23 protein-coding genes are annotated in these 24,559 nt (G+C 40.7%); 10 read left to right on the top strand and 13 right to left on the bottom strand.

Features of this window, described 5'->3' with window-relative positions; genetic code table 11:
• Nucleotides 1-74: 74 nt before the first annotated feature.
• The 3 genes from RMY00_RS24695 to RMY00_RS24685 all read right to left on the bottom strand — a co-directional run bounded on the left by RMY00_RS24695 (nt 75) and on the right by RMY00_RS24685 (nt 4,235).
• On the bottom strand, nt 75-467 hold the full coding sequence (locus RMY00_RS24695) for a nuclease A inhibitor family protein (protein WP_322650069.1): 393 nt from the start codon (nt 465-467) through the stop codon (nt 75-77).
• Nucleotides 468-1,071: 604 nt separating this feature from the next.
• Nucleotides 1,072-1,968: an SPFH domain-containing protein gene (locus RMY00_RS24690; protein WP_322650068.1), complete on the bottom strand. Its 897-nt coding sequence runs from the start codon at nt 1,966-1,968 to the stop codon at nt 1,072-1,074.
• Nucleotides 1,969-2,186: 218 nt separating this feature from the next.
• Complete coding sequence (locus tag RMY00_RS24685; RefSeq protein WP_322650067.1) at nt 2,187-4,235, bottom strand: elongation factor G; 2,049 nt, start codon at nt 4,233-4,235, stop codon at nt 2,187-2,189.
• A 408-nt stretch (nt 4,236-4,643) separates the two neighbouring features.
• On the opposite strand from RMY00_RS24685, the gene RMY00_RS24680 reads away from it, so the two are divergent.
• The 4 genes from RMY00_RS24680 to RMY00_RS24665 all read left to right on the top strand — a co-directional run bounded on the left by RMY00_RS24680 (nt 4,644) and on the right by RMY00_RS24665 (nt 7,821).
• The gene (locus RMY00_RS24680) at nt 4,644-5,564 is read left to right on the top strand and encodes a tetratricopeptide repeat protein (protein ID WP_322650080.1); all 921 of its coding nucleotides are present in this window, start codon (nt 4,644-4,646) and stop codon (nt 5,562-5,564) included.
• Between the two features lie 80 nt (nt 5,565-5,644).
• On the top strand, nt 5,645-6,199 hold the full coding sequence (locus tag RMY00_RS24675; protein ID WP_322650066.1) for a phosphate-starvation-inducible PsiE family protein: 555 nt from the start codon (nt 5,645-5,647) through the stop codon (nt 6,197-6,199).
• Nucleotides 6,200-6,426: 227 nt separating this feature from the next.
• A complete protein-coding gene (locus tag RMY00_RS24670) occupies nt 6,427-6,672 on the top strand; it encodes a hypothetical protein (RefSeq protein ID WP_322650065.1) in 246 nt (81 codons plus the stop codon).
• Between the two features lie 288 nt (nt 6,673-6,960).
• Nucleotides 6,961-7,821, top strand: coding sequence for a class I SAM-dependent methyltransferase (locus RMY00_RS24665; RefSeq protein ID WP_322650064.1), 861 nt, complete (start codon nt 6,961-6,963; stop codon nt 7,819-7,821).
• 36 nt (nt 7,822-7,857) lie between these two features.
• Here RMY00_RS24665 and RMY00_RS24660 read toward each other — a convergent pair whose 3' ends face one another.
• The 3 genes from RMY00_RS24660 to trpS form a co-directional block, all read right to left on the bottom strand.
• Nucleotides 7,858-8,850 (bottom strand): cyclase family protein, encoded by a 993-nt coding sequence (locus RMY00_RS24660; protein WP_322650063.1) that lies wholly within the window; start codon nt 8,848-8,850, stop codon nt 7,858-7,860.
• 165 nt (nt 8,851-9,015) lie between these two features.
• Nucleotides 9,016-9,936: a methylenetetrahydrofolate reductase gene (locus tag RMY00_RS24655; protein ID WP_322650062.1), complete on the bottom strand. Its 921-nt coding sequence runs from the start codon at nt 9,934-9,936 to the stop codon at nt 9,016-9,018.
• Between the two features lie 58 nt (nt 9,937-9,994).
• Nucleotides 9,995-11,005: a tryptophan--tRNA ligase gene (gene trpS, locus RMY00_RS24650; RefSeq protein ID WP_322650061.1), complete on the bottom strand. Its 1,011-nt coding sequence runs from the start codon at nt 11,003-11,005 to the stop codon at nt 9,995-9,997.
• A gap of 670 nt (nt 11,006-11,675) precedes the next feature.
• Here trpS and RMY00_RS24645 point away from each other — a divergent pair.
• Nucleotides 11,676-13,256 (top strand): B12-binding domain-containing radical SAM protein, encoded by a 1,581-nt coding sequence (locus tag RMY00_RS24645; RefSeq protein ID WP_322650060.1) that lies wholly within the window; start codon nt 11,676-11,678, stop codon nt 13,254-13,256.
• 90 nt (nt 13,257-13,346) lie between these two features.
• Here RMY00_RS24645 and RMY00_RS24640 read toward each other — a convergent pair whose 3' ends face one another.
• Nucleotides 13,347-14,213, bottom strand: coding sequence for a calcium-binding protein (locus tag RMY00_RS24640; protein WP_322650059.1), 867 nt, complete (start codon nt 14,211-14,213; stop codon nt 13,347-13,349).
• A gap of 455 nt (nt 14,214-14,668) precedes the next feature.
• The gene (locus RMY00_RS24635) at nt 14,669-15,934 is read right to left on the bottom strand and encodes a glycosyltransferase family 4 protein (protein ID WP_322650058.1); all 1,266 of its coding nucleotides are present in this window, start codon (nt 15,932-15,934) and stop codon (nt 14,669-14,671) included.
• A 151-nt stretch (nt 15,935-16,085) separates the two neighbouring features.
• On the opposite strand from RMY00_RS24635, the gene RMY00_RS24630 reads away from it, so the two are divergent.
• Nucleotides 16,086-16,826: a DUF429 domain-containing protein gene (locus tag RMY00_RS24630; protein ID WP_322650079.1), complete on the top strand. Its 741-nt coding sequence runs from the start codon at nt 16,086-16,088 to the stop codon at nt 16,824-16,826.
• Nucleotides 16,827-16,863: 37 nt separating this feature from the next.
• Nucleotides 16,864-17,331 (top strand): DUF29 domain-containing protein, encoded by a 468-nt coding sequence (locus RMY00_RS24625; protein WP_322650057.1) that lies wholly within the window; start codon nt 16,864-16,866, stop codon nt 17,329-17,331.
• Nucleotides 17,332-17,543: 212 nt separating this feature from the next.
• Here the strand turns inward: RMY00_RS24625 and brnA are convergent, their stop codons facing one another.
• From brnA to RMY00_RS24605, 4 genes are all read right to left on the bottom strand, one after another.
• Nucleotides 17,544-17,831: a type II toxin-antitoxin system BrnA family antitoxin gene (gene brnA / locus RMY00_RS24620; RefSeq protein ID WP_322650056.1), complete on the bottom strand. Its 288-nt coding sequence runs from the start codon at nt 17,829-17,831 to the stop codon at nt 17,544-17,546.
• On the bottom strand, nt 17,812-18,006 hold the full coding sequence (locus RMY00_RS24615) for a hypothetical protein (RefSeq protein WP_322650055.1): 195 nt from the start codon (nt 18,004-18,006) through the stop codon (nt 17,812-17,814). Before RMY00_RS24615 ends, brnA begins: the two co-directional genes overlap by 20 nt.
• Nucleotides 18,007-18,216: 210 nt before the next feature.
• On the bottom strand, nt 18,217-20,781 hold the full coding sequence (gene glgP / locus RMY00_RS24610; protein ID WP_322650054.1) for an alpha-glucan family phosphorylase: 2,565 nt from the start codon (nt 20,779-20,781) through the stop codon (nt 18,217-18,219).
• Between the two features lie 574 nt (nt 20,782-21,355).
• The gene (locus tag RMY00_RS24605) at nt 21,356-21,679 is read right to left on the bottom strand and encodes a hypothetical protein (RefSeq protein ID WP_322650053.1); all 324 of its coding nucleotides are present in this window, start codon (nt 21,677-21,679) and stop codon (nt 21,356-21,358) included.
• A gap of 607 nt (nt 21,680-22,286) precedes the next feature.
• On the opposite strand from RMY00_RS24605, the gene RMY00_RS24600 reads away from it, so the two are divergent.
• Nucleotides 22,287-22,415, top strand: a complete 129-nt coding sequence (locus tag RMY00_RS24600) for a hypothetical protein (RefSeq protein ID WP_256091202.1) — start codon at nt 22,287-22,289, stop codon at nt 22,413-22,415.
• A gap of 151 nt (nt 22,416-22,566) precedes the next feature.
• Here RMY00_RS24600 and RMY00_RS24595 read toward each other — a convergent pair whose 3' ends face one another.
• Nucleotides 22,567-22,836 (bottom strand): hypothetical protein, encoded by a 270-nt coding sequence (locus tag RMY00_RS24595; RefSeq protein WP_322650052.1) that lies wholly within the window; start codon nt 22,834-22,836, stop codon nt 22,567-22,569.
• Nucleotides 22,837-22,972: 136 nt separating this feature from the next.
• Between RMY00_RS24595 and RMY00_RS24590 the strand changes: the two genes are divergently transcribed.
• Nucleotides 22,973-23,668: an acyltransferase gene (locus RMY00_RS24590; RefSeq protein ID WP_322650051.1), complete on the top strand. Its 696-nt coding sequence runs from the start codon at nt 22,973-22,975 to the stop codon at nt 23,666-23,668.
• Between the two features lie 192 nt (nt 23,669-23,860).
• Nucleotides 23,861-24,373 carry an outer membrane beta-barrel protein gene (locus tag RMY00_RS24585; RefSeq protein ID WP_322650050.1) on the top strand — a complete coding sequence of 171 codons (513 nt, stop codon included), beginning with the start codon at nt 23,861-23,863 and terminating at the stop codon, nt 24,371-24,373.
• Nucleotides 24,374-24,559 lie beyond the last annotated feature (186 nt).

The raw sequence follows: 24,559 nt of genomic DNA, 5'->3' as shown, positions 1-24,559 counted from the left end.
ATGATTTCAAAAATGAGAAAGCCTAGCTACACAGATAGCTAGGCTTTTATTTAGATAAATTTCCAACCTACTTACTAGGTTTCAACCAGTTTTGTTACTACTCCAGCTAAGTCACCATTTTTAGTTTGGCCTATGATATAAGCGTCAATATTTATTTGTCCAACACGATAAACGCTGATGTCACTAAGATTATCTTTAAGCGTTTGGATAAGTGTTTGAAATTTTTTCACATCTTTTTTCTGTAATTCATTGTGCCACTCTTGCTCAAATGCACAATTACGAAAGAGATAGTCCAAGTCTACTACTTCTACTGGTAGGTCTTGAGAACCTGTTAGCTGTAATATTTTCTCCTGTGTTGCGGGTGCAGCATCTTTCCACTGAACAACCTCGAAAGGGTAATCCGACTCGCTCATCATTAACAAGCCAGTACTAGCTTCCTTTAGTTTTTCGACAATCTCGCCGCTCATAGTCATCAGTTTCTAGCAACGCTCATACTGTATCATTCAGCCGACAGCAAGGTGGAAATGGGACAACTCGACCATTGGGTAAGAAATTTAGCGCAGATGAAGCAAGAATTACAATTGCTTAGTTTGATAAGAAAGTTTCAAATCTTTCCTTAGTAAATTGCTTAGAGTTTAGATGTGCTTGTCCTGATTTACGCAAGTCTTATTACCCATCTGATAGTAGTTTATATGGGTAATTTAGTTATGAAGATATTCCCTCACAAGCAACTAAAGTAAAGCATTCACACCACTAACGCCGTTTTAGTTTCTCCCAATTTTAAAAGTTTCAGCGCCCAAAAATTCCTCATTTATCAGTGACAAGATTTTATCTATAAGAATCCTATTTGAGTTTTGAGCCAATTCCGTACATCTGAAGGGTGGTAAAAGTAGTACTCAACATTGCACCATTCTCCTAACCGCTACCAACCGTTTTATTTTCAAGGCAGGTCTGTTATTGACCCTCGTAATACGTCTAAAATTGTTTGGATTTCATCATATAAGTAACAATGTATATTGTATATTTCATGCAATTGAAATTATCTCAAGCCATTAGCCTAATAAAAAACTTTTAGGGCTTTGAAGTTCCTGTTTCTGGCTGGATCATAACAGGCATACTGCCTTTTTCAGAACCAATAATTACAAGCTTAGAATTATTAGATTGAGCTAGCTTTTCGGTGGCTTCAATCGCTCGCAATTGTAGCACTTGGTTGGTAAGTTCAGCAGAGATAATTTTTTGGGAATCAGCTATACCTCGCGCTTCAATACGCTTTCGTTCTGCCTCTTGACGCTCTTTTTCTAGAACAAATTTCATCTGCTGGTTTTCTTGCTCTGTCTTGAGTCTGTTTTGAATTGCAGCTTGTAGAGTATCAGGCATTTTGACATTTCGCAAAAGAGCTTCTTCAACGATGAAACCCAAAGCTGGTATCTCCTGAGTAAGTTGTTGGTCAATTTTTTGGGCGATTTCTTGGCGTTTGGTAGAGTATATAGCACTGGCTGGGTAGTTTGCCGTAATGGCGCGGACAGTAGAGCGGAATCTGGAAATCACCAGTTGTGTTTCATCATCTCCAATTGTTTTATATACTGTAGCTGCCTTTTGCGGATCGAGCTTGTATTGAAGACTGACATCAAGATTTAGGCTCAAACCTTCTTGGGATGTTACATCTACATTTTCCTTTACATCCTTAATGCGAGTGGAAAAATTCAGCACTTTGTTAAAGGGATTAAGCAAGTGAACACCAGGATTGAGAGTAGTTTCAGAAACTTCGCCAAACAAGTTGACGACACCGACATTGCCTGGTGGGACAATCACCAAAAGCCTAGAAATAGAATTCAGTACTGCAATACTGCCAATCAATATCATAATTGTGCGTATTGCTAAACGTGACTTTTCACCAGATATCTTATCTGTATTGAGGTAAACGAGAATTGCAATTAGGCTAGTTACAAGAGAGACTATAAAGCCCATAATTTTTTCTGTGAGTTAAGAGGAATGTACTTAATCACATAATTCCCAAATGCCTTTATGAAACTAATACCATTTCACGCAAGTTAGCGGTTTATTAATCTTTTTACAGATTAAATAAACATTCCCGACTTCTCTCAGAAGTCGGGAATCTTAGCCTTGGAACGATGCCTACGACAGGCATTGCCTACGCGACTCTACAATTAATCCAAAATACAAAATTACTTGCCGTTGCCGTTACTACCATTGCCATTGCTGTTAATGACACGTTCGGCGAGTTTTTCTGGTACTTCCTGGAGATGGTCATATTCCCAGTGGAAGGAACCTACGCCCAAGGTGAGCGATCGCAGCTCTACAATAAAGTTTTGCATCTCTGCTTGTGGCAAGTATGCAGAGATATTATCCCAGCCTTGCCAATCGTTTCTGCCTTCATAGCCTAAAATTTGCCCCCGTCTACCACTCAATAGTTGCAGCACTTTGGAAGTAAATTCGCTAGGTGTAGTCACTTCCACCCGCAGAATTGGTTCTAATAAAGTAGGTTCCGCTTGGGGTATTCCCGTTTGCATTGCCAATCGGGCAGCTTGTTTAAAGGCTTGTTCGGAACTATCAACGTTGTGATAGGAACCATTAGTCAAAGTTACCGCTAAATCCACCATTGGGAAGCCCAAAGGCCCATGTGTGAGAAATTCCCGCACGCCCATTTCCACGCCAGGAATGTACTGTTTAGGAACCACACCGCCGACAATGGTTTCATTAAAATTAAAACCTGTACCGCGTGGTAGGGGTTTGATGTCAAGAAAAACATCACCAAACTGTCCGTGACCACCACTTTGGTGTTTGTAGCGCCCATGAATTGAAGCTACTGTTTTGCGGATGGTTTCTTTGTAAGGCACTTGCGGTAAATGGGTTGTCATTGGCAAGTTATATTTGCGGCGCAGTCTATCTAGGGCTACTTGTAAATGAATCTCGCCTTGTCCCCACAAGATAACTTCGTGAGTATCGCCATGTTGTTCCCAAGCAAGTGAACAGTCTTCTTCTAATAACTTGGTGATGGCACTGCTAAGTTTTACTTCATCGTTGCGTTTTTCAGGTGTAATAGCGAGGGCATACACTGGTTCCAACTCTACAGCTTTGGGTAATTTTATTGCCGACTGCTGTTCTGTGGAAATTGTATCGCCTGTCTTGATTCCTTCTAAACGGCTCAATGCGACAATTTCACCAGCATTAACTTGGTTAACTGATTGCTGTTGTTGTCCCATGAGGCGGTAAATTCCACCAGTGCGAATGCCATTGAGGACAATACCATCAGTTAATTTGCCCCGCCAAACACGTACCAAAGACAGTTTGCCACCTTGGGGAGTGTAGTAAGTTTTTAATACCTGCGCTAGAGGTGTATCACCTTTTATGTTTTTTAAACGACGTTCTGCTGTGGTTTCTGGTTCAGGGGCTTCCCGCAACAAGGCTTCTAATAGAGGTCTAACACCATAATCTTGTTCTGCTACACCAAAGAAAACGGGCACTACCAAATCTGCCCCTAATTCCATTTTTAAATCTTTGAGGATTTCTTCTTGAGGAGGTTCGATGTCTTCTAAAAGTTCTTCGAGTAAATGGTCGTCAAAATTTGCTAAGGCTTCGAGCATTTCTGCCCGCGCTATATGTTCTTCTTCTTTTAAACTTTCGGGGAAGGGAATGGGATCGGCAGGTGCGCCTGGATGATATTGATATGCCTGTTCGCTCACCATATCGATAAAGCCGGTGAGTTGTTCCCCGTTCATGATGGGATATTGATGCGCTACCAAAGGACGGCTAGATACTGCTTTCAGGGCGTGCAACGTTTCCAAAACGTGAATATTTGCCCGATCCATTTTGTTGACGAAGACGAGGTGGGGAATTTCCCAATCGTCGAGGAATTTAAATAGAGGGGCGAGGGTGAGAACTCGTTCGCGGATGGGTTCGCAAACCACAATTGCCGCATCAACTCCCATCAAAGCATTGTACGTTTCTTGGGCAAATTCTACACTTCCCGGACAGTCGATAAAAGTAAAGCGAATGCCGTTATACTCAGTGCTAGCGGCGCTGACTTCTACACTCATGTGGCGATCACGCGATTCGGCAGCACTATCTCCTACTGTATTGCTATCCTTAATACTTCCTTTGCGAGAAATTGCCCCTGTGACAAATAACAAGCTTTCTAGTAAAGTGGTTTTTCCACTCAAATAAGGCCCGACAATTGCAACATTCCGCGAACCCGATTTTACTTTTTCGTTCATAAAACCTCCCTTGCGGTAAGTCTTTCCTAACCGCATGATTCTGTATATATCAAGGGTTAAAGAAGAATCCAGAAGTCAGAATTCAGGATTCAGAATCAAGACAGTAGCTAGTCCGCAAGCGTCTTAAACTGATTTATTTCTTTGCCAGTCGTACAGAATTCATTCTGAATTCTGGCTCCTGACTCCTGAATTCTATCTGAGAAAAAATGCTTCTCTGGAGTCAAAATTACCCCTTCTTTAATTTGTTATTATGCTCCTTTTAATCTAAATTTAAAAAAATTGTAGTCTGTCGTAAGATTTGGCTTAATAGAACTTAACAAAACTAGGCTTTTATGGCAAAATAAAAATTTTTGTAAAAAAGTTTTTATAAAGTAAATTTAACCGAAAATGTTGCAAGTCAGAAAATCAATGGGAAAATCATTCTTTAAATATCGCATAGCCGGGTTAGTAAGTTTGATGCTGCTTGTTAGCATTTCCTTTGCCTCTGTTTCTCTATCTGCTCCTATCTCCTTAAAGCTGGCACAAGCTAATGGTAAAACTGCTATAGACTGGTTAAATCAAGGTTTACAAGCAATTCAAGTGGGAAAGGTACAAGATGCGATCGCAGCCTTCAAACAAGCAGCTAAATTAGATCCGACATTAGCACCAGCACACTATAATCTAGGGCTGGCATTGCGACAAACGGGACAATTACAACCCTCTGCGGATGCATTTTATCGAGCGACCCAAGCCGATCCTAAGTTTGCTCCGGCTTTTGCGAATTTAGGTGGTGCGTTGTTAGAAGGGAATAATTTACAGTTAGCTAACGATTACTTGCAACGCTCCCTAGAACTCGATCCCAAACTGGGATTTGCCCACTATAACCTGGGGTTGGTAAGAGAACAGCAAGGAAATTGTGAGAAAGCGATCGCATCTTTTAAAAAAGCTATAGAATATAGCAAAAATGCACCAGAGCCTCCTTATCATATAGGGATGTGTTATCTCCAACAAGGCAAACTTGATCAAGCCAAAGATGCTTTTAATCAGGCAGTAAAAATTAATCCGAAGTATCCTGAAGCTTACTACAATCTCGGCTCAATTTGGTTTGGGCAACGCAAATCACAAGAGGCATTAGAGGCTTTTAGAAAATCAGCCGAAGCTAACTCTAACTATCCCAATGCTTATTATGGTGCAGGGTTAGCTTTTATGCAGTTACAGCAATATGGAGATGCAGTACAAGTATTGCAATTTGCTAGAGATTTATATAATGCTCAGAAAAATCCTCAGTGGGCAAAAAATGCCGAGCAATTGTTGCAACAAGCACAAAATTTAAATTACAAACCTCGCTGAGGCGCAAAAACTTAATATTGCATAACATAAAACTATTGGGTTGACTCGCTGGTGTTGTCTGAAGTTGTCCCGATTGGAAAATGTACATGCAAAAGCGCCAGAAAAGTCGATTTTTATTTAGCGATCGCTGGCTTGATCGGCACTCAATTGTTCGCAACATGGAAGCCTTTCAAGACTTAATTGTGATTGTCTTGTGTTTGGGATTGTTCGCCGTCATGCTGATCCAATTGTGGGGGATAGCGATCGCCATCACGCAGCCACTAGACTATAAACATGTGACTGCAAAAATACTATTTGTGTTGATTTTAGTCGAGTTATTCCGACTATTAATGGTGTATTTGCAAGAACATAGTATTTCTGTGGGAGTGGCAGTTGAGGTAACAATTGTATCTCTACTGCGAGAAATAGTAGTTCACGGAGCGCTGGAAATTTCTTGGGTTAATACGCTTGCAATTTGTGGTTTGTTGTTTGTTCTGGGTGGACTACTCGTAGTCTGCGCTAAGACGCCACACATGGATTGTATGAGTGCTAACACTAAGCTTTGTCCGGTTGTTTATAGAGGAGGTAGGGAACGGCAAAATGAATTGGAATTCCAGTATTCACGTCAATGTGATGAGAATCAACCGCTTGGATAAATTGTTATGACAAATGGGGAGTGGGGAGTGGGGAAAAAGCATTTTTTTACTCTCCACTCCTTTGCTTGGGGCTGTATCAGGAAATTTAGATGCATCTAAAATCTAAAATGCCATAACTTACTTTTACAAGGAACTTCCGACGTATTGAAATATACTCTTTTTGGAAGATGAATCCCTCTTTTAGGGTGAGTATAAGTTAATTAGAAATTCTCAAAGAGGGTTAAGCAATGACTACAAATACAGGTAACGGACAATCTCAACAAGCGATTAGCGACTTGGAGTATGATTTTGTCACCGTTTTGCACAACAAGGCTGAAGCCGTTAAAGCTTATGATACCTACATTAAAGATGCAGAACAAGTAGGTTCTCAGCCATGTGTAGAGTTGTTCCAAAAATTGCGGCAATCTGATATTGAACACGCACAAGAGATTCGCCAACATCTACAACAAGTGCTGCAACACGGTAAAATGTAACCCAGGTTTTAAGTGCGTAGGCGTAGCCCGTCGTAAACATCGCTTCTGCTAAATATAAAAGAGGCGATCGCACTTGCTAATTACATTAGACACCAGGACAAACGCATTTTATTTACTAATAAAGACTAATAAAGAACAAGTTTGAAAGAGTGCGTTTGCGTTTAGGGTTTTGTAGAGAGGAAAACGGGAGAGCAGAGAGCAATGCCTATAGCGGACGGGTACGCCATCGCACCCATTTATAAGAACGCTATTTGCTCTATGCTGAAGCGGAAAGTCAAAATAACAGCTATGAAATTTACACAAAATCTCAGGCCCCGCCAAGGCTTACTGAAAGCCCTGACTCTAGTTTTCCTCCTATCGGTATCTGTAATGCCCCTTAATGTTCTAGCCAACGAGAGCGAAAAAGCGACATTCAACAGTACAAATACGCTTCAAACCATACTCACCAGCAGTCATCGTTCAGAGCAGAATCGCCTCCGAGACAAGTACCGCCACCCAATCCAGACTTTGGAATTCTTCGGTCTGCGCCCAAATATGACCGTAGTTGAATTGTGGCCGGGAGGTGGCTGGTATACCGAGATATTAGCCCCATTTTTAGCGCCCAAGGGACAACTCATAGTTACTAACTTCGCTGACGCGAGTAAATCGGCTTTGGCTTTCCAAGAAAAACTAGCAGCTAATCCAGAGGTTTTTGGTAAGGTCAAAGTAGCCCAAATTAATTCCCCAAATGAATTGACCCTAGCACCAGACAATTCTGTAGACCTAGTTGTTACCTTCCGCAATATTCACAACTGGGTTAAAGCTGGCTATGCCGAGCAAGTTTATGCGGCGGCTTATAAAGCACTCAAGCCAGGAGGTATTCTGGGAGTGGAAGAACACCGCGCCCTGAAGGGGACTTCTTTACAAGAGAGTATTAAAACTGGCTATATGTCTGAAGATGGGGTAATTGCTGCTGTGGAGAAGGCTGGCTTCAAATTGGTAGGCAAATCAGAAATTAACGCCAACCCAAAGGATACCAAAGACTATCCGGGCGGAGTTTGGACACTACCTCCAACCTTAAGCCAAGGTCAAAAGGACAGGCAACGCTTCCTTACCATTGGAGAGAGCGATCGCATGACCCTTAAGTTCATTAAACCCAAAGCCCCCTAATTAGATATAAGGAATCAATAAATCAATTGTTTCATCTCAGCGCACCCTTACACCCAATTTTGTATCCCAGTGCAAGGGTTTACCTACTTTTTGTAGAGGAGACTCTGGCATTTGACCTACTGAAACGCCATATTTCCAATCTGGTGGACAGATAGCAATGTAACGTGCATAACCTCCTAAACCACCTTTGAATTTGGGATACCCAATAGAGATCAACGCACCTGTTTCTGGCACACGATCTAGATTTGCAACACCCTCTGCTTGGGTATATCCATTTTCTAACAGCCAAGCTTCTCCTTCTAGTGTTGGGGTGCTATCTGTATCCAGGGGTTCGTGTCCGTGAAAAAGAATGTGGCGCTCAAGGTGTAGAAATTGCAAAGCTTCTAGCTTCACACCAGGAAACTTAGTTCTTGTAGCTAGTTCGGGGTTTGGCCATTCTTTAGACCAGTCAGAGCGAACAAACACAACTGAGCCTTGAGGAATCCTGCCATATTTGCGTTCCCAATCTTGAATATCTTTGACACTCAGGTGGTAATTGGGGTCTTTGACAACTTTATCCTGGATCGGAATTATTACTAAAGGACGAACAGCAAATGTCGCTGGCAATTCATCAATAGCTGGATAGTCAGGGTTCCAGTGAGCAGGTGGATCTAGTTGGGTTCCTAGCTGATCGGTGGATAAATTGTAATGAGTTGCTTCAAATCCATCCTTTTGGTAAGTGTATGGCTCACCCGTTTTTGGATTGATGGCAGGCGCAAATTTTGATGCACCAAAACCTGACCATACAGGAATTGCTGGAGCGATCACATGAGTCAAGTCAACATATTTGGCTGACTTAAGCGACTGTTGATAAACTTGCCACAGGTCAGGCTTGCGTAATGGCTGTACTGCATTTACAGACAACAAACCTACACCAAACAGAACTATTAAACAAATAATTCCCCAGAAAGTTTTTTGCAATGGTTGACGCAAAAATCTATCTAGTTCCTGCTTTAGATGTGAACAGTTATATTGCGGCAGTATTGTCATTGTGTTTTTTATTATTACTTTTGAAGGCTCTAATTGTTTTACCACAAATTGCTATATTGTTTATCCTGTAGCTGTTTCGGGGTATATAGTGTAGATACATCTGTTTCACCATAAAAAAGCAGATGGCTGTTCCCATCTGCTTTAATAAAAGATTAGTTATCTGCTTTACTTAGATACCAACTGATTAACTGGAGCAATCCTAGCCAAATCTAAAATTGGCGCGATCGCATCTTCTCTCTTCACCGCCATCATGTGGACACCCTGACATAATTGCCGCGCTATCTGCACTTGCTCGGCGGCAATTTTCATCCCTTCTTCAATAGGATCTTTGGCTTTTGCCAATCTATCAATAATATGTTGGGGAATATTTACACCCGGAACACATCTATTAATAAACTGAGCATTTTTTGCCGATTTCAACAGAAAAATTCCTGCCAAAATTGGTTTTTTATAACCAGAGGCAATAGTATCCATGAACTTTTCTAACCGCTCAAAATCGGTAATTAACTGACTTTGAAAAAACTGCGCTCCAGCTTCGATTTTGCGTTCAAATCGACTTTGCAAACCCGACCAACTTTTACATTGCGGATCTACTGCTGCACCAACAAATAAATCTAACGCTCCATCAGTCAAGGGTTTCTCGTTGCAATCAACGCCTTGATTCATCTTCCGAATCAGTTGCAGCAGTCGCACAGCTTCTAAGTCAAATACTGCTTTGGCATCAGGATGATCGCCTGCTTTTACTGGGTCGCCAGTCAAAGCTAAAATATTACGGATACCCAAAGCATGAGCGCCCATCAAATCAGCTTGTAAACTAATACGGTTGCGATCGCGGCAAGCAATTTGACAAATCGGTTCTATACCGTTTTGTGACAAAATCACCGATGCCATTAACGAAGACATCCGTAACACTGCGCGGCTACCATCAGTAATATTGACAGCATGAACCCTTCCCTTAAGAGTCGCCGCCATTTGAATCATGTGCGCTGGATCTCCCCCTTTCGGCGGTGCTACCTCGGCGGTAATTAGAAATTCACCTGCTTGTACAGCTCTCTGAAAAGCTGTGGGGCTATGGGTGTGATGCATAAAATTAAGAGTTTCAATTTCTTAAATGGTATAGCCAATCACACCGAAAAGGGACAAATTATAGAGGAAGCGAATAGCCTAAAGCAGTTTTGACTTGTGATAAAGTTTGATTTGCGATCGCTCTAGCTTTTTCCCCTCCATCCCGCAACACAGACTCCAAATAGCTTTTATCCGCCGTTATCGACTGATATTTTTCTTGAATTGGTTTCAGAGCCTCAATTATCGTGTCCGTCAATAATGGCTTAAATTGTCCCCAACCCATATCCTGACACTCAACGGCAACATCTTCCTTCGTTTTACCAGAAAGCAATGTATACAGCGTTAACAAATTATTACACTCTGGACGCGCTGGATCATCAAAAGTCAGTCCACGAATCGGATCGGTTTTGCAACGCTTAATTTTGTATTGAATCTGTTCTGGTGAATCTAGCAGATTGATTCGGCTTAACTCAGAAGGATCAGACTTCGACATTTTGCGTGTACCATCTGCCAAACTCATCACCCTTGCCCCTTCCTTGCGAATCAAAGGGTCTGGTAACTTTAAAACTGGTTGCTCTGGTTTACCAAATTGGTGATTTAATCGAGCTGCAATATCCCGTGTTAACTCCAAGTGTTGCTTTTGGTCTTCACCCACTGGCACTTTATCAGCTTGGTAAAGCAAAATATCGGCTGACATCAGTACAGGGTAATCCAATAAGCCTGCACTCACATTTTCTCCCTGTTTTACAGCCTTTTCTTTAAACTGGATCATATCTTGCAGCCAGTTTAGAGGTGTAATGCAGTTGAGCAACCAGGTGAGTTCACTGTGAGCCGAAACGTGTGATTGTACAAAGATGGTAGAGTGATTTAAATCAAGACCACAAGCTAGATAGAGAGCAGCAAGGGTGTAGGTATCAGCTGCCAATTGTTTTGGGTCATGTGGCACTGTAATCGCGTGCAAATCAGCCACAAAGAGGTAATTTTCGTATTCGCTCTGACCTTCTACCCAGTTGCGAATGGCTCCCAAATAGTTACCTAGATGGTAATTGCCGGTTGGTTGAACTCCAGAAAGAACACGTTGCTTGCCCATAAATTTCAAGTTATTTATCTCAAATCCGCGCTAGTAAAGTGGCGATGTCTGGCGACAAATTGCTTTCCGCCTACGCAAAACTCATTTAATTTTGACATTTTCCAGGTCAAATCGCCGTTGTGGAATGAGAGATTTTAACTCAACTCCAATTCTTCACAAAGGAAAACGACAAGTTTGTGTGGTAAGACAGCTTTTACCCGAATTTATCACGCATAGGGTGAGAAGCTACGAAAGTATAATTATGTATCCTCCCACACCCCTACACTCCTTGGATTTCTCACAAGTAATAAATCCAGGTTTTAGGGTGGATATTGTAAAGCTTGACTGTAGTCCGTTGTAAAATAAAAAATCGGTGCAATGGCATTGTTAGTTGATGCAATGCCATTGTGAAAGGTTGCGTTTACATAACACGATAATAGAAAGACTAAACTGCAAAACGCTATAACTAAAGCTTTTTCTCTTCATCAAAGCAGTTTATGTACTCTTGATTACAAAAATAGACAAAATTTAAATTTTTTTCCGAGAAAGTAGCAGTAACCTCGAAATTATGAGTTAATTCTTTGGCTCAGACTAGTGGGCTATTAGCATCATCTCTGCAATGAACATCTAAAACACAGATTTATCAAAAGTAAAAATTTTCTAAACAAAATTTAATTAGAGGACTACAGCAATGAAAGTACTCTTACTTTACCCTCGTTTTCCCAAAACCTTTTGGTCTTACGACGAATTCATGAAAATAGCGGGACTTAAGGCATTTATTCCGCCGTTAGGAATTCTGACTGTTGCTGCGATGCTACCAACAGACTGGGAAGTTCGGTTTTATGACCGCAATGTTAATCAAGAAACGGATGCTGATTGGCAATGGTGCGACATAGTAATTCTTTCTGCCATGCTTGCACAAAAAGAAGACTTTCTTGCCCAAATTCATAAAGCAGCACAACTAGGGAAAAAAGTTGCTGTGGGTGGCCCTTATCCAACCTCAGTACCAGAACCTGCCCAAAAAGCAGGAGCTAACTATTTGATTTTAGATGAAGGGGAGATTACAGTTCCGCAATTTTTAGATGCGATCGCTAAAGGTGAAGAACAAGGAACCTTCCGCGCCCTGGAAAAACCAGATGTAACCCAAAGCCCCATCCCTTGCTTTGATTTACTCAAGCGAGATGATTACTTAATGATGGCAATCCAGTTTTCTCGCGGTTGTCCTTTTGAATGCGAATTCTGTGACATCATCAATTTATATGGCCGCAAACCACGCACTAAAGAACCCAGTCAAACCCTAGCAGAACTCCAAACCCTCTATGATTTAGGCTGGCGTGGATCTCTGTTTGTAGTGGATGATAATTTCATTGGTAATAAACGCAACGTTAAACGCCTATTACAAGCATTAATTCCGTGGATGCAGGAACGTAATTATCCCTTCACCTTCCTGACAGAAGCTTCCGTCAACCTAGCAGAAGATCCTGAGCTATTAGAACTAATGGCTAAAGCTGGCTTCTATTCAGTCTTTTTGGGTATTGAAACACCAGATCAAGACAGCCTGCAAGTCACTCGTAAGTTTCAAAATACCCGCAATCCTCTGTTAGAAGCCTGTCGTACCATAAATCAAGCCGGATTGTTAATCTATGCAGGATTCATCATTGGTTTTGATGGAGAAAAGGCTGGCGCTGGAGAGCGAATTCAAGCTTTTATTGAAGAAACCAGCATTCCTCAACCGATGCTAGGTATACTGCAAGCTATTCCCAATACTGCTCTCTGGGAAAGACTAAAACGAGAGGAGCGATTATTAGAAGGATTTGGAGGTACGGAAGTGGGGGATCAGAATTCCTTGATGAATTTTGTTCCTACTCGGCCGATGGCTGAAGTTGCTAAAGAATATCTAGAGGCAATTTGGAGAATGTACGAACCCAAAAACTATCTCCGACGTTGTTTTGAACAGTGCCTTAAGATTACACCTAATCCCCAACTACAGCAGACAATGTATTTTCCTCCTGGTAAAGGACTGCGACTACTTGTACACTTACTGTGGCGACAAGGTTGGCAACGGCGGGAAATTCGGGGTCAATTTTGGCAACAGCTTTGGGCTATTATTCGCACCAAGCCGCAATTCGTGAATATGTATTTGGGTTTATGTGCTGCTGGTGAGCATTTTTGGGAATACCGCCTTTTAGCTAGAGAGCGCATTACTGAGCAGTTAGGATTTGATCCCCTGACTACGCCTACCCCTGTTGAAAAACCATTAGTGAGAATTTAAGATTAGTTGATTGTTGAGCGATCGCTAATCTGTTTTATAAATAGCGATCGCATTAATTTTGCTCACAAAAACCAAACTCTTAAATTCGATTTACCTTTCTGCTAAACTCACCTGTCCTCCAATTAACCCTATAAATCCAGTTCCAGAGTGCTGAATCTCCAAAAAACTTGCTTGATCAGGTGAATTTTTATAAATCCGAAATGTCTTCATAATTCCCAAGGTGGCAGCACTTTCTAAGGGCCCAACAAAGCTAATATCTCGGTCGAGAAAATAAGGTTGATTAGCCCAATAAGTCATCTGATTTGCATTCAAAAAATAGCAGCCTGCATGAGGATTGAGGGCACGACAAAAGATAACTGGTGCATTCATAATTGTACCCTTGAGTTCCGGTTGCTCCTGTACATTTTGAAAGGGAGCAGTTACTCGCAAAGCCAAATTCCCATCAATGTAAGCTTTATGAACCAAACCGGAAGGGGAGATTTCATAACGATTTGGCTGGAGCAAATTTAAATCACCCGCTTGTTGAGTAAACCAATTTAATTTTATAAAAAACCAAGGATCATGGATAATTAAGTCATCTTCCAAAAAGCAGTAATAATCATACTGACCAAGACAACTTTGCAGAACCGCTTGGCATTCAAACCCCAAAAGCAAAGGTTCTACATTAGTAGAATGATGCTTATATAGATGGGATGGTAAGGGAAGCTGATTTAAAAGATGATTATCTTGGGTTGTACAAATAACAATATCTAATTCGTGCGATTGCGGCTGGTTAGCAGGAAAAGCTATTCGTTGAGCGATGTTAATAATACTTTGAGATTTACCAAATAATTGGTATAAGGCGGTAAGGCTATTAGTTAACGCCTGCAAACGTGGTTTCGGATCTTTGCGTTGGGAAGCATGACGACCCTCACCACTAGGTTTGAAAAAATGGGCAATAGTAAAAATAATTCGCATTTTAAATATTGCTCTCTGTCATTTGTCATTTGTCATTTATTATTGACCAACAACTAATATTAATATACTTAGGGACTTCCAACTAAAAAAATATTCTATCGTGGTGTAGGCAGGGGGGCAGGGAGCAGTTCTTGCTGGGGGAGAAAGAAAAATATGATCTGAGTAAATTGGATAATTTATTTTCTGGAAGTCCCTTATTACAGTCGTTATTTTCAGGTTTTTATTTCAATACAGTTCAGTTAAGCATTTCTTTCTTCTCTCTGCGCCTTGGCGTCCTTGGCGGTAGCCTGCGGCAAGCCGTTCGCGTAGCGTCTCGTAGAGAAGCGTCTACGTTAAAAAAATTGAGTTTGACAAAGAGTTTTAGCCTTAACTGAACCGTATTGGTTTTTATTTGCATTTTTTCTTGAGGCAAAAAATATTGATGCAAGAGATTAATGACTAATAACTAATATTATCTAATTTCTGCCAAATCCTTTAGAAGTTGGACGCTTTTTCAAACTATTAGAATTTTTACCAGCGAACATCCATTGCAAATGCTGTGGTAACAGTTTTGCCAAATCATAACGCTTGATAATTGTCTCTCGCGCATTCGCACGAATTGCTTGCATTTCTTGAGGATTATTCAGCGCCTCTTCAACCCTATTAGCAATATTATGGGGAGAAAAGAAATCTACCAGCAGTCCATTTACCCCATCCTGTACGACTTCCAATACTGGCGCAGTCTTAGAAGCTATTAGTAAACATCCTGCTGCCATTACTTCCAACATTGACCACGATAAAACAAAAGGACGAGTTAAATAAACATGAGCAGAAGAAGCTTGCAAAACCTGAAGATACTCATTGTAAGGAAGTCTATCTGTAAAGTGCAGCCTCGATAAATCTAAAGATGATTCTAATTTTTCTAACATTAATTGTTTATAAGTCTGCCCATCAGGAAGATTCTTCCCATAAGCCACCCTATCTTCTCCCACAACTACAACATGGCACTTAGGTCTTCGCTGCTGAATTAACGCCACCGTTTCCATAAATTGCGGAAAACCTCTATAAGGTTCCATCCCCCGTCCCACATAAGTTACTAACTCTTCCACATGAGAAAGGTCGAGATTTATTCTTGGTAAAACTAACTTTGCGCCTGGTTTGGGAACAAAATATTTGGTATCAACACCATCATGAATTACAGTAAGTTTGCTATGATATTCTTTGGGAAATTGCTGACGCTGCCAGTTAGTTGGAGAAAGACCGCGATCGCAGCTATATAAATCAGTCAAAATCGGCGCATTTTTGACCCTAATGCGGCATTCATCATCAGCATTCAATGGTTCATTGGGATCAAAATCTGCATCGGAACCGTGAGCATGGTAAAACCACTCAAAATAACATAATAATTCTGCTTTAGGGAAAATATCTTTCATAAATAAAGTTGGGCCCCAACCAGAATGACCATAAACGATATCTGGAACAAAACCCTCAGCTTTCAATTTTTCTGATACGCGATAGACAGCCTGCGCCGTGAGAACAGCATTTTCCAGGTTGCGAACGTAATGGTGGGTTTGGGGAGCAGCTTCACGAGAAGGAGTGTAAATAGCTTTAAAAACGCCAGGTATTTCGCCTTCACGACGATTTGTTCCAAAGACGACTTGACAATTAGGATCTTTACCTAAAACTGTCGCTAGATTACGAAATTGCGAGGGAAAATTGGGATGTAAAAATAAAACTTTCATTGGAATAATCTTGATTAATTTATTGCCAGATAAAATAAATTAAGACAAGCTATTTAAGATTATAAGATTATTTTTCACAATTTTTAGTAAGTAAATTTAGGTGAATCGTTGCCACGAAATGCGAAAATAATTGCAAATTCGTGTTATGACAATGAAATTTATTGGCATTGATTTAGGCTGGAAATCTCAACCAAGTGGACTATGCTGCTTAGAATGGATAGATGGACAACTGCAACTACTTGATCTAGATCGTAAAGAAGCCATTGCAGACATCCTCACCTGGATTGATCAAAGTGTCCAACCAGACGAACCAGCCATTATTGCCGTAGATGCACCTACTCTCATACCCAACCTCACTGGAAGCCGCCTCCCTGATAAACTCAGCCACAAATACTTTGGTAAATATCATGCAGGATGCTACCCAGCTAATCAAAACCTACCCTTCGCCGATCGCACCATCAACTTTGGCTTAGAGTTAGAATCACGCGGTTTTGCACATGCACCCACCATAGAACCGCAAAAACTCAGCAGATATCAAATAGAAGTCTTTCCCCACCCGGCGATGGTTAACCTATTCAACTTAGAACGCATCCTCAAATACAAAAAAGGACGACTCAATGAGCGTCGCCTAGAACTAATCAAACTCCAAAATTATCTTCTCAATATCCTCCCCTCTCTTTCTCCTCCTCTGCGTTCTTGGCGCCTCTGCGGTTCGTTTACTTCAGAAATCCCCACCACAGGCGCAGCCCTCAAAGCAACCGAAGATAAACTAGATAGCCTAATTTGCGCTTACGTTGCTGCATACTGGTGGTATTGGGGAGAACAACGTAACTTAGTATTAGGCGATCGCACCACTGGCTACATTGTGATCCCCCAAAGAATGTTAGCCTAAAATTGTAATCTCGTAAGATTTAACTCAAAGAGGTTTTATGCAAGGAGTTAGTTCCAACTTGAGTTTAAAAGAGCTTTATGAAATTGATGATCATCTCTGGTTAGAGGAAACAATCAAACTATTAAAAGCTAACCATTTAAAAGAATTAGATTTAGAAAATTTAATAGAGGAGCTAGAAAACTTGGGCCGTAGAGACAAAGCCAAGGTCGCTAGTTTATTAGAACAAATTATTAGACATCTTTTATTGTTGCAATATTGGACGCAAGAATCTCAATTTAATTCTGGACATTGGAAAGCAGAAATCAGAAGTTTTAGGAATCAATTAAAACGTAACTTGACAACGAATTTATATCAATACTTAGAAAATGAATTAGCATCAATTTATGATGATGCATTAGGATATGTAATTGATAAAACTGAAGGCAAACTAGATAACTTACCTCAATCTTGTACTTATACCTTAGAACAGATCCTAAATATTAATTTTCTACCTGAAAATGTTTGATATAAAAGGCGCTGCTAAACTGAAATCAGCAATACTTCGTCTTATGTATCATATATTTTGATGTTAAACATAATACTTTTCAAACAATCTTCTTTATTGCTTGATTTTCCTGTTCAAAACATGGAGTTTACAGAGTGAAATTTGAGGAATTTGGGTTGGGTAACAGCACACGCAAGAACCGATGCTTAGTGCGGCAAGCTACGCAATCAAATTTATGATTTAATCTGGTTCTTGGCCAGATAGTGTTCATCAAGAGCGCGTCTTAGCATCATTTTAATCACAGCTTGACGACTAATATTGAGTTCGGTTGCCATTTTGTCCAGTTCGTTGAGCATCAGACTAGGAATTTCAAGGTTTGTTGTGACTATATCCTGTCGTCTTCGTGAAGTCATTTGACGAGGTGTTCCGACTCTTGTTGTCGTGGAGTCAAAATAACGATCAATGACTTCCTCTCCGTCCTCAATTTTATCCTCAAGTTCTTTAATAGAAATATTGTTCATAGATTTCTCTTTCCCGTCTAGTACTTTTCCAATAAGTAATTAACCAAATATATTCCCCTTCACTATCATAACGAACTTTATAAATGACTGACAAAAGGGTGTTTTCCAAATATCCAATAGCAATAAATTGTTCTGGATCATCTTGTTTGATTCGTTCTACATAGTCGCCTGCCAAAATAATAACGATCTTTTCTAAAGAATATCCCCTATTTTGCTTAAGAAGCTGACTTTTGTGATTATCCCAATCAAATCACATTTCCCTTATAATTCCTTATCATTCTAGCAATAGTTATTTTGGGGCGTGACTGCATCACATAATAAAAGGCATTGCTAAATTTAAATCAGCAACGCCTAATCTTGAGTATTCAACAATTACTCAGCACTCTTATTCTGCCCAAGCAATCAACCTTGGTTCATAGGGATTAGCTAAGTATTGATTCTTCGGCAATACACGCAAAGACAAGCCTTGTAAACCAGAAGCAGTATAAGTGATATTACCTGTGTAAATGCTCAATTGCTGTGCATCTTCACCTTGATAATCCATCACCACTGGCACAGCGTTGACAATATCACCATTGGCATCGATCGCACCTTGATATAACTCCACCTGCACATCATCATTCGCTAAAGTTGCTAAGTCAACCTTGGCTTTGACAGCAACGGTTTGGTTAACCTCAATATCTGAAGCTGCCGATACATCAATATCTTTGATTCTGATGTTGAACCAGTGTTCGCCCAATTTTTCTTTCCAAGCAGCTAGTTCTTTGGCTGGAGCATAGTTATCAACAGTCAGGGTATGATAGCGATCGCTAGCTGGGAAATAAGCCCTTTGTGCATATTCTCCTACCATCCGCGCTGTATTAAAGAAGGGACAATTCAACCGAATTGCATCCTTCATTTTGGCAACCCACGGACGGGGCAAACCATCAGTATCCCGATGTTCATAAAATAACGGTACAACTTCCTTCTCTAACAATTCGTAGAGAGCATTTGCTTCTACTTCATCCTGGTAGTTGGGATCGTCGTAATTTTCTCCATGTCCAATCGCCCAGCCTGTGCGGACGTAATCAGCTTCATCCCACCAGCCATCTAGTACACTTAAATTCGGCAAGCCATTCATTGCAGCTTTCATGCCACTAGTACCAGAAGCTTCCCGTGGACGACGCGGTGTGTTTAACCAAATATCGCAACCCGCAACCATTAACCGGGAGATGTGAATGTCGTAATTGGGAACAAACACTACCTGCTTTTCTAAATGTTGTTCGCGGATAAAGTGATTGATCTCACGGATCAGTTCTTTACCAGGAATATCCTTCGGATGTGCTTTACCAGCAATCACAAATTGCACTTTCCGGTCTTTGTTAGCTAGTAAAAGCCGCTTAATCCGATCCAAATCACGCATCCACAGGGTAGCGCGTTTGTAGGTGGCAAACCGACGGGCAAAGCCAATGGTGAAAGCGTAAGGATCTAAAACTTCTTGTGCCTGGCTAATTTCGGAAGCCGAAGCACCGCGATCGGTCAAATGCTTGACCAAATGATCCCGCACATACAAAATCATATCTAAGCGGCAGCGTTCGTGATTGCGCCACAATTCCTCATCAGGTATGGCGTCCATCCGATCCCACAATGGGCTATCTGGTGGTGCTGATGACCAGTTTGGCCCCAGGTAGCGATCGTATAATTCTTGAGTAGATTTGGCAACACAACTCCGAGCATGGACACCATTAGTAATTGCTGCGATCGGTACTTCCTCTACTGGCACTTTCTGCCACAAGCCCTGGAACATTTGCCGCGACACCACACCATGCAGTTGGGCGACACCATTAGAAAATGTTGCCATCTTTAGCGCCAGCACCGCCATACTGAAAGGCCCAGATAAATCGCCTGTATTCTCGCGCCCCAGTCCTAAAAATTGCTCTTTGGGCAACCCAAATATCTCTGCATAGTACCCCAAGTAGTACAGCATTTTTTCGGGAGCAAACAAGTCAATCCCTGCTGGTACTGGCGTGTGGGTAGTAAAGATATTACTGGAAGCCACCACCTGTTTAGCTTGGGGATAATTCAGTCCTTCTTCCTGAATCAGCAAGCGGATACGTTCTAGGGCAGAGAAGGCGGCGTGGCCTTCATTCATGTGGTAAGCTGTGACTTTCAGCCCCAAAGCTTTGAGCATTTGCACACCACCGATCCCCAGCATGATTTCCTGGTGGATACGCATATCGATGTCGCCACCATACAGCTGATCTGTAATGTCGTGGTCGTAAACATTGTTAGGTTCAATGTTGGTGTCCATCAGATACAGGGGAACCGTTCCTACCTGTACACGCCAAACTCTGGCATACACCTTGCGTCCTGGATAATCTACCGCAATCCGCAGTTCTGAACCATCGGCATTACGCTCTAGATGCAAGGGCATATTGTAGAAATCATTGCTCAGGTAGCGTTCTTGCTGCCAGCCATCGGCATTCAGATACTGGGCAAAATAGCCTTGCTGATACAGTAAACCTACGCCCACCAGGGGTAGCCCTAAGTCACTGGCAGATTTGAGGTGATCCCCCGCCAGAACGCCCAAGCCCCCAGAATAGACGGGCAAACAATCTACAAGTCCAAATTCCGCCGAAAAATAGGCGTAACATTCTTTTGGCTTTTGCTCCCGTTGTTTCTGATACCAGGTACGCTCTTGCAAATAATCGTCTAACTGACGGTCAGCTCGATCCATTTGCGCTAGGAAGCCTTCATCTTCGACAACTTCCAGAAGCCGTGATTGAGAGATAGTACCTAACATTAACACCGGGTTATGATGGCTAGACTCCCACAGGTCAGAGTCTAAGCGACGGAATAAATCTTTAGTGTCAACGTTCCAATCCCAGTGCAAGTTATATGCTAGCCGCCGTAGTGGTTCGAGTCGTGGCGGTAGTGAAGGGGATACGTTAAATGTGCGAATTGGCTGCATAGGTTGGCAAAACTCCAAGTTTAGCTATGGTTATTGTTTACTCTCTTTACCAATGTTGCCAATTCTTTATACAGTAGTTTGTGAAAAAGCGATGACTTTGTTAAGCATTGAGAATTTCTTTTAACCTCGTTGCTAAAGTTTACACCAAGGTGTTTCTAATTCTATGCCTTACCCTCAGCCATGTACTTGGTATATTAAAATTTAATCATTTAGTGCCATATATCACTTAAAAAAATTTAGTTTTGAATAAATAATTTATATTTTTTTTAGAATTGATTCCGGGGATCAATCTAAGGTCTTGGCTGAGAGCGAAAATTCCTTTATAGCTGCGTCAAGGAACTAGAATTTTAATTATTTCTTAATAAAATTGCCCTACTGGAGAGGAAAGACTTAACTAAATTATTTTTGGTTAAGGTTAGTTTAAGGTGATGTAACGCTCAATAGACCTTAGACATCGTTTAAAATTAAATCCTTTAAAAATCATACCAAGCAGTTAACTAGGAAAAGCATCACTAACTACTTGGTATAAAATTTTAATACTAGATTTAAGTAAATAACGTAGTAATGTGTTATTTCATGCGCCTAGTGAAGGCTGATCTTTGGTACTTTTGGTCATTGACAAAGCTACAGCTGCTGCATAAGCAATCTCGGCTGCCATTTTATAAGCAAGTTTGATACTAGATGAAGCGTCTTTGGCTTTAGGAGAGAGAGAAGCTTTTTTTCGGCGCGACTCTTGTTTGACATCACCTGCCGCAATAGCTCGCTGTAGAATGATCCAGGCATCTAGGTCTTCTGAGTCATAATTACTTTGAAGTTGCGATCGCAGTTGATCTTCGGCTACAACACTCAGATAGCCGATAGTTAGAGCTTCTTGGACAATTTCTTTAATTAAAGCCATAATTTGAACCAAGTGTGTGAGTTAAAACCGATACCTTAATCTGGGCATTTAATGTTCTTTCTGAACTTTTCCTAGAAACTAAGCTACGTTTTAGCTTTCTTTCAATAAAATTTATAATAAATAGTGGCAAGCACGCATCACCCGCTTGGCTCACCCGAATGGGTGATTTACAAATTTTTAGATACAAGCAATAAGGAAGAGGAAGATTTTTAGCTTTTTAACCAAGAGGGTGTCATCAGTATAGTAGATATCATTCTGAGTTAACACAAAAATATAAAAGTATTTGAACAAACAATAATACAAATATAGACATAAATACTAATTAATCGCTTAGAGAATTTTTAAAGTTCCCATTTTCAAGAAATTTTCTCTAGGTGTATAAAATTATTGAAGAGTAGCGTAGACTTTGCTTGCCGTAGGCATTGCTTTAGTAAAAAAGTTAACTAATCTCACCATTAGAATTAACAAGCAACCTGAAAATCAAATTATTTCATAAGAGTGTTCCATTAAAAATAAAATGTGCTATCGTTAAAAACAATTGTTATTAAAAACCATTTATGTAATTAAAAACATAAATTGGTTAGTCTGTAAATCATCTGTGTGCAACATGATTGGAGCAGCATACTCTAGAAATTCGTTGCAAGAAAGCCGTCATAGCAGTCGGGGAAGCGCTTACTTGTTTGCACCGATGGTTAACTTCAATGTGATGGCTGATGTGGGAGATAATCCACCCTAGTTGGATTTTAATCGGGCATAAATACCCATAAAAATCTAACAATAATTACATTGTCATGCTAGGCAGAAATTTTATCTAATTTTTGAATATAGTCTAGTTAAATGTATTTTTTGTTGCAATATAGCTTGTGGAACTGAGTTGTTTCAAAAGACTAAAACCGCTTGAGAAAAAGTATCCTCAAGGTAAACAACTTTATCCTTATTTGCGTAACAAGCTTTGCAAATTTACCAGATAACCGAAACAGTAGCCTATCTAAACCAAAGAATTTTCCATCAGACAATTTAATCGTCTGGGTTTGACCCTGCAATTCACTAAGATTGATTTGGTGAAAAAGAAGCGATATTTTTACGTGCTGTAAATTGCTCACATAGTCAAAACCAGGCTCTGGTTTTTCAACATTTGGAAAACCATCTAAAAACATGGGTAAATTTTGGTAATACTGCCAATGGAAATCATGTATTAATAAGTACAAAATCTTTTGGCATTGGCAAAATATTAGAATACAAAGCCAACAAATCAATCCTGTCAACAACAATTAATTGAAGAGATATGTAGCCATGCATAACGAGCAATATTTTTCCAAATTGCAGCGCGTGCAAGAACTTTTAGTAACTACTGTGTTCGGGGATATTCCTACACTTATTTTGGGGCCGAAGTTGCGTAATTTGGGATATCGTAGTATTTTTGCCTATATAGGCAGCCCAGTTTATATTCAAAATGGTGTTGAATTTAACGGTACTTGCTGTATTGAGATAGGCAGTGGAGTATATATTTTCAAGGGTGTGCGGATGGATGCTAGAGGACATAAAAATAATAGAATTCATCTGGGAAATAGAGTCGCTATTGAGCGTAACGTTGATATAGGGTCTTTAGAAAATACGTGTATACATATTGATGAAGACACCTTTATTGGCCCCAACGTGGCTATTGAGGGGCCAGGAGACATCAAAATTGGTAAACACTGCTTAATAGCTGCTTACTCAGGGATATATGCTAATAACCATAATTTTGCCGATCCGATGGAGCCGATTAAATACCAAGGTGTTACTCGCAAAGGAATTGTAATTGAGGATGACTGTTGGCTAGGGCATGGAGTAACAGTATTAGATGGAGTTACCATCGGCAAAGGCAGTGTTATTGGTGCGGGAGCAGTTGTTAATAGAGATATTCCTCCTTTCTCCGTTGCTGTAGGCATACCTGCACGAGTAATCAAAAACCGAATTGGCAAAGACTTAAGCATTAGTTCAAATTGAGAAATAGGGGATAGGGCATTGGGCATTGGGCATAGTAATTATTTCCTGTAATAATTAACTTGTTACACCCAAGTGGGTGAGAAAGAATTCAGCCACTTGGGTGAACCAGATGTGCGAGGTTACATTTTGTAAAAAAAGAGATTCTAGTACTAGAGAATATTGATTTTACTTAACTCTAGTGAGAAGAATTCTATGAAACTTACAAAATTAGCTGCCTCTTTCGTTGCTGTTGCTTCCATTGTTCTTTCGGCGGGAATTGCTTCTGCTCAAACAGCTGGCACAAACGGCAATTACATCGGTGCTGGTATTGCGGTTGGTGCAACTAGTGGCGGACAAGGAAACGATGAATCACAAGTTGGTGGTAATATTCAAGGACGTTACGCCGTTCCCAATGCGCCTGTTTCAGTGCGGGGTTCTGTGCTGTATGGTGGTGATGCTGCCGCAATTATGCCCATAGTGACTTACGATGCGCCCATTGCCAAAAACACTAACCTTTACTTCGGTGGTGGTTATTCTTTTGTAACTGACGAAGGTCAAAAAACCCCGTTGGGCAATCAGAATGCACCTGTAGTTACCCTTGGTATTGAATCAGAAGTTAGCAATAATGTCATTGCTTATGGTGATACTAAATGGGGCATTGATGCCTACAGAAATAGTGATGCTGATGCTGTCAGCTTCCAAGCCGGATTAGGCTATCGTTTCTAGTGATTTTGAGCTAGAAAATAGCTTATTCACAACCTAAAGCAATGATATTTGCCAGCCGTAATATTAGGCTTTTCGATTACATAAATTACAGACCATTCGTAGGGGCACAGCATTGCTGTGCCCCTATCGTGTTTGTATCTAAATCAGAGCCTTAATAATAATTTATTCTCTTCTTTTAATCATTTT

The sequence above is a fragment of the Nostoc sp. ChiVER01 genome, assembly GCF_034531155.1.
Taxonomy (GTDB): domain Bacteria; phylum Cyanobacteriota; class Cyanobacteriia; order Cyanobacteriales; family Nostocaceae; genus Nostoc.
The sequence above is the reverse complement of the archived record's forward strand: the minus strand, read 5'-3'. Positions and strand labels throughout refer to the sequence as shown.

Excerpts from the sequence above, each read along its gene's own strand:
- RMY00_RS24695 (WP_322650069.1), bottom strand. The coding sequence starts at position 467 with ATGAGCGGCGAGATTGTCGAAAAACTAAAGGAAGCTAGTACTGGCTTG.
- RMY00_RS24690 (WP_322650068.1), bottom strand. The coding sequence starts at position 1,968 with ATGGGCTTTATAGTCTCTCTTGTAACTAGCCTAATTGCAATTCTCGTT.
- RMY00_RS24685 (WP_322650067.1), bottom strand. The coding sequence starts at position 4,235 with ATGAACGAAAAAGTAAAATCGGGTTCGCGGAATGTTGCAATTGTCGGG.
- RMY00_RS24680 (WP_322650080.1), top strand. The coding sequence starts at position 4,644 with ATGGGAAAATCATTCTTTAAATATCGCATAGCCGGGTTAGTAAGTTTG.
- RMY00_RS24675 (WP_322650066.1), top strand. The coding sequence starts at position 5,645 with ATGTACATGCAAAAGCGCCAGAAAAGTCGATTTTTATTTAGCGATCGC.
- RMY00_RS24670 (WP_322650065.1), top strand. The coding sequence starts at position 6,427 with ATGACTACAAATACAGGTAACGGACAATCTCAACAAGCGATTAGCGAC.
- RMY00_RS24665 (WP_322650064.1), top strand. The coding sequence starts at position 6,961 with ATGAAATTTACACAAAATCTCAGGCCCCGCCAAGGCTTACTGAAAGCC.
- RMY00_RS24660 (WP_322650063.1), bottom strand. The coding sequence starts at position 8,850 with ATGACAATACTGCCGCAATATAACTGTTCACATCTAAAGCAGGAACTA.
- RMY00_RS24655 (WP_322650062.1), bottom strand. The coding sequence starts at position 9,936 with ATGCATCACACCCATAGCCCCACAGCTTTTCAGAGAGCTGTACAAGCA.
- trpS (WP_322650061.1), bottom strand. The coding sequence starts at position 11,005 with ATGGGCAAGCAACGTGTTCTTTCTGGAGTTCAACCAACCGGCAATTAC.
- RMY00_RS24645 (WP_322650060.1), top strand. The coding sequence starts at position 11,676 with ATGAAAGTACTCTTACTTTACCCTCGTTTTCCCAAAACCTTTTGGTCT.
- RMY00_RS24640 (WP_322650059.1), bottom strand. The coding sequence starts at position 14,213 with ATGCGAATTATTTTTACTATTGCCCATTTTTTCAAACCTAGTGGTGAG.
- RMY00_RS24635 (WP_322650058.1), bottom strand. The coding sequence starts at position 15,934 with ATGAAAGTTTTATTTTTACATCCCAATTTTCCCTCGCAATTTCGTAAT.
- RMY00_RS24630 (WP_322650079.1), top strand. The coding sequence starts at position 16,086 with ATGAAATTTATTGGCATTGATTTAGGCTGGAAATCTCAACCAAGTGGA.
- RMY00_RS24625 (WP_322650057.1), top strand. The coding sequence starts at position 16,864 with ATGCAAGGAGTTAGTTCCAACTTGAGTTTAAAAGAGCTTTATGAAATT.
- brnA (WP_322650056.1), bottom strand. The coding sequence starts at position 17,831 with ATGAACAATATTTCTATTAAAGAACTTGAGGATAAAATTGAGGACGGA.
- glgP (WP_322650054.1), bottom strand. The coding sequence starts at position 20,781 with ATGCAGCCAATTCGCACATTTAACGTATCCCCTTCACTACCGCCACGA.
- RMY00_RS24605 (WP_322650053.1), bottom strand. The coding sequence starts at position 21,679 with ATGGCTTTAATTAAAGAAATTGTCCAAGAAGCTCTAACTATCGGCTAT.
- RMY00_RS24600 (WP_256091202.1), top strand. The coding sequence starts at position 22,287 with ATGATTGGAGCAGCATACTCTAGAAATTCGTTGCAAGAAAGCCGTCAT.
- RMY00_RS24595 (WP_322650052.1), bottom strand. The coding sequence starts at position 22,836 with ATGTTTTTAGATGGTTTTCCAAATGTTGAAAAACCAGAGCCTGGTTTT.
- RMY00_RS24590 (WP_322650051.1), top strand. The coding sequence starts at position 22,973 with ATGCATAACGAGCAATATTTTTCCAAATTGCAGCGCGTGCAAGAACTT.
- RMY00_RS24585 (WP_322650050.1), top strand. The coding sequence starts at position 23,861 with ATGAAACTTACAAAATTAGCTGCCTCTTTCGTTGCTGTTGCTTCCATT.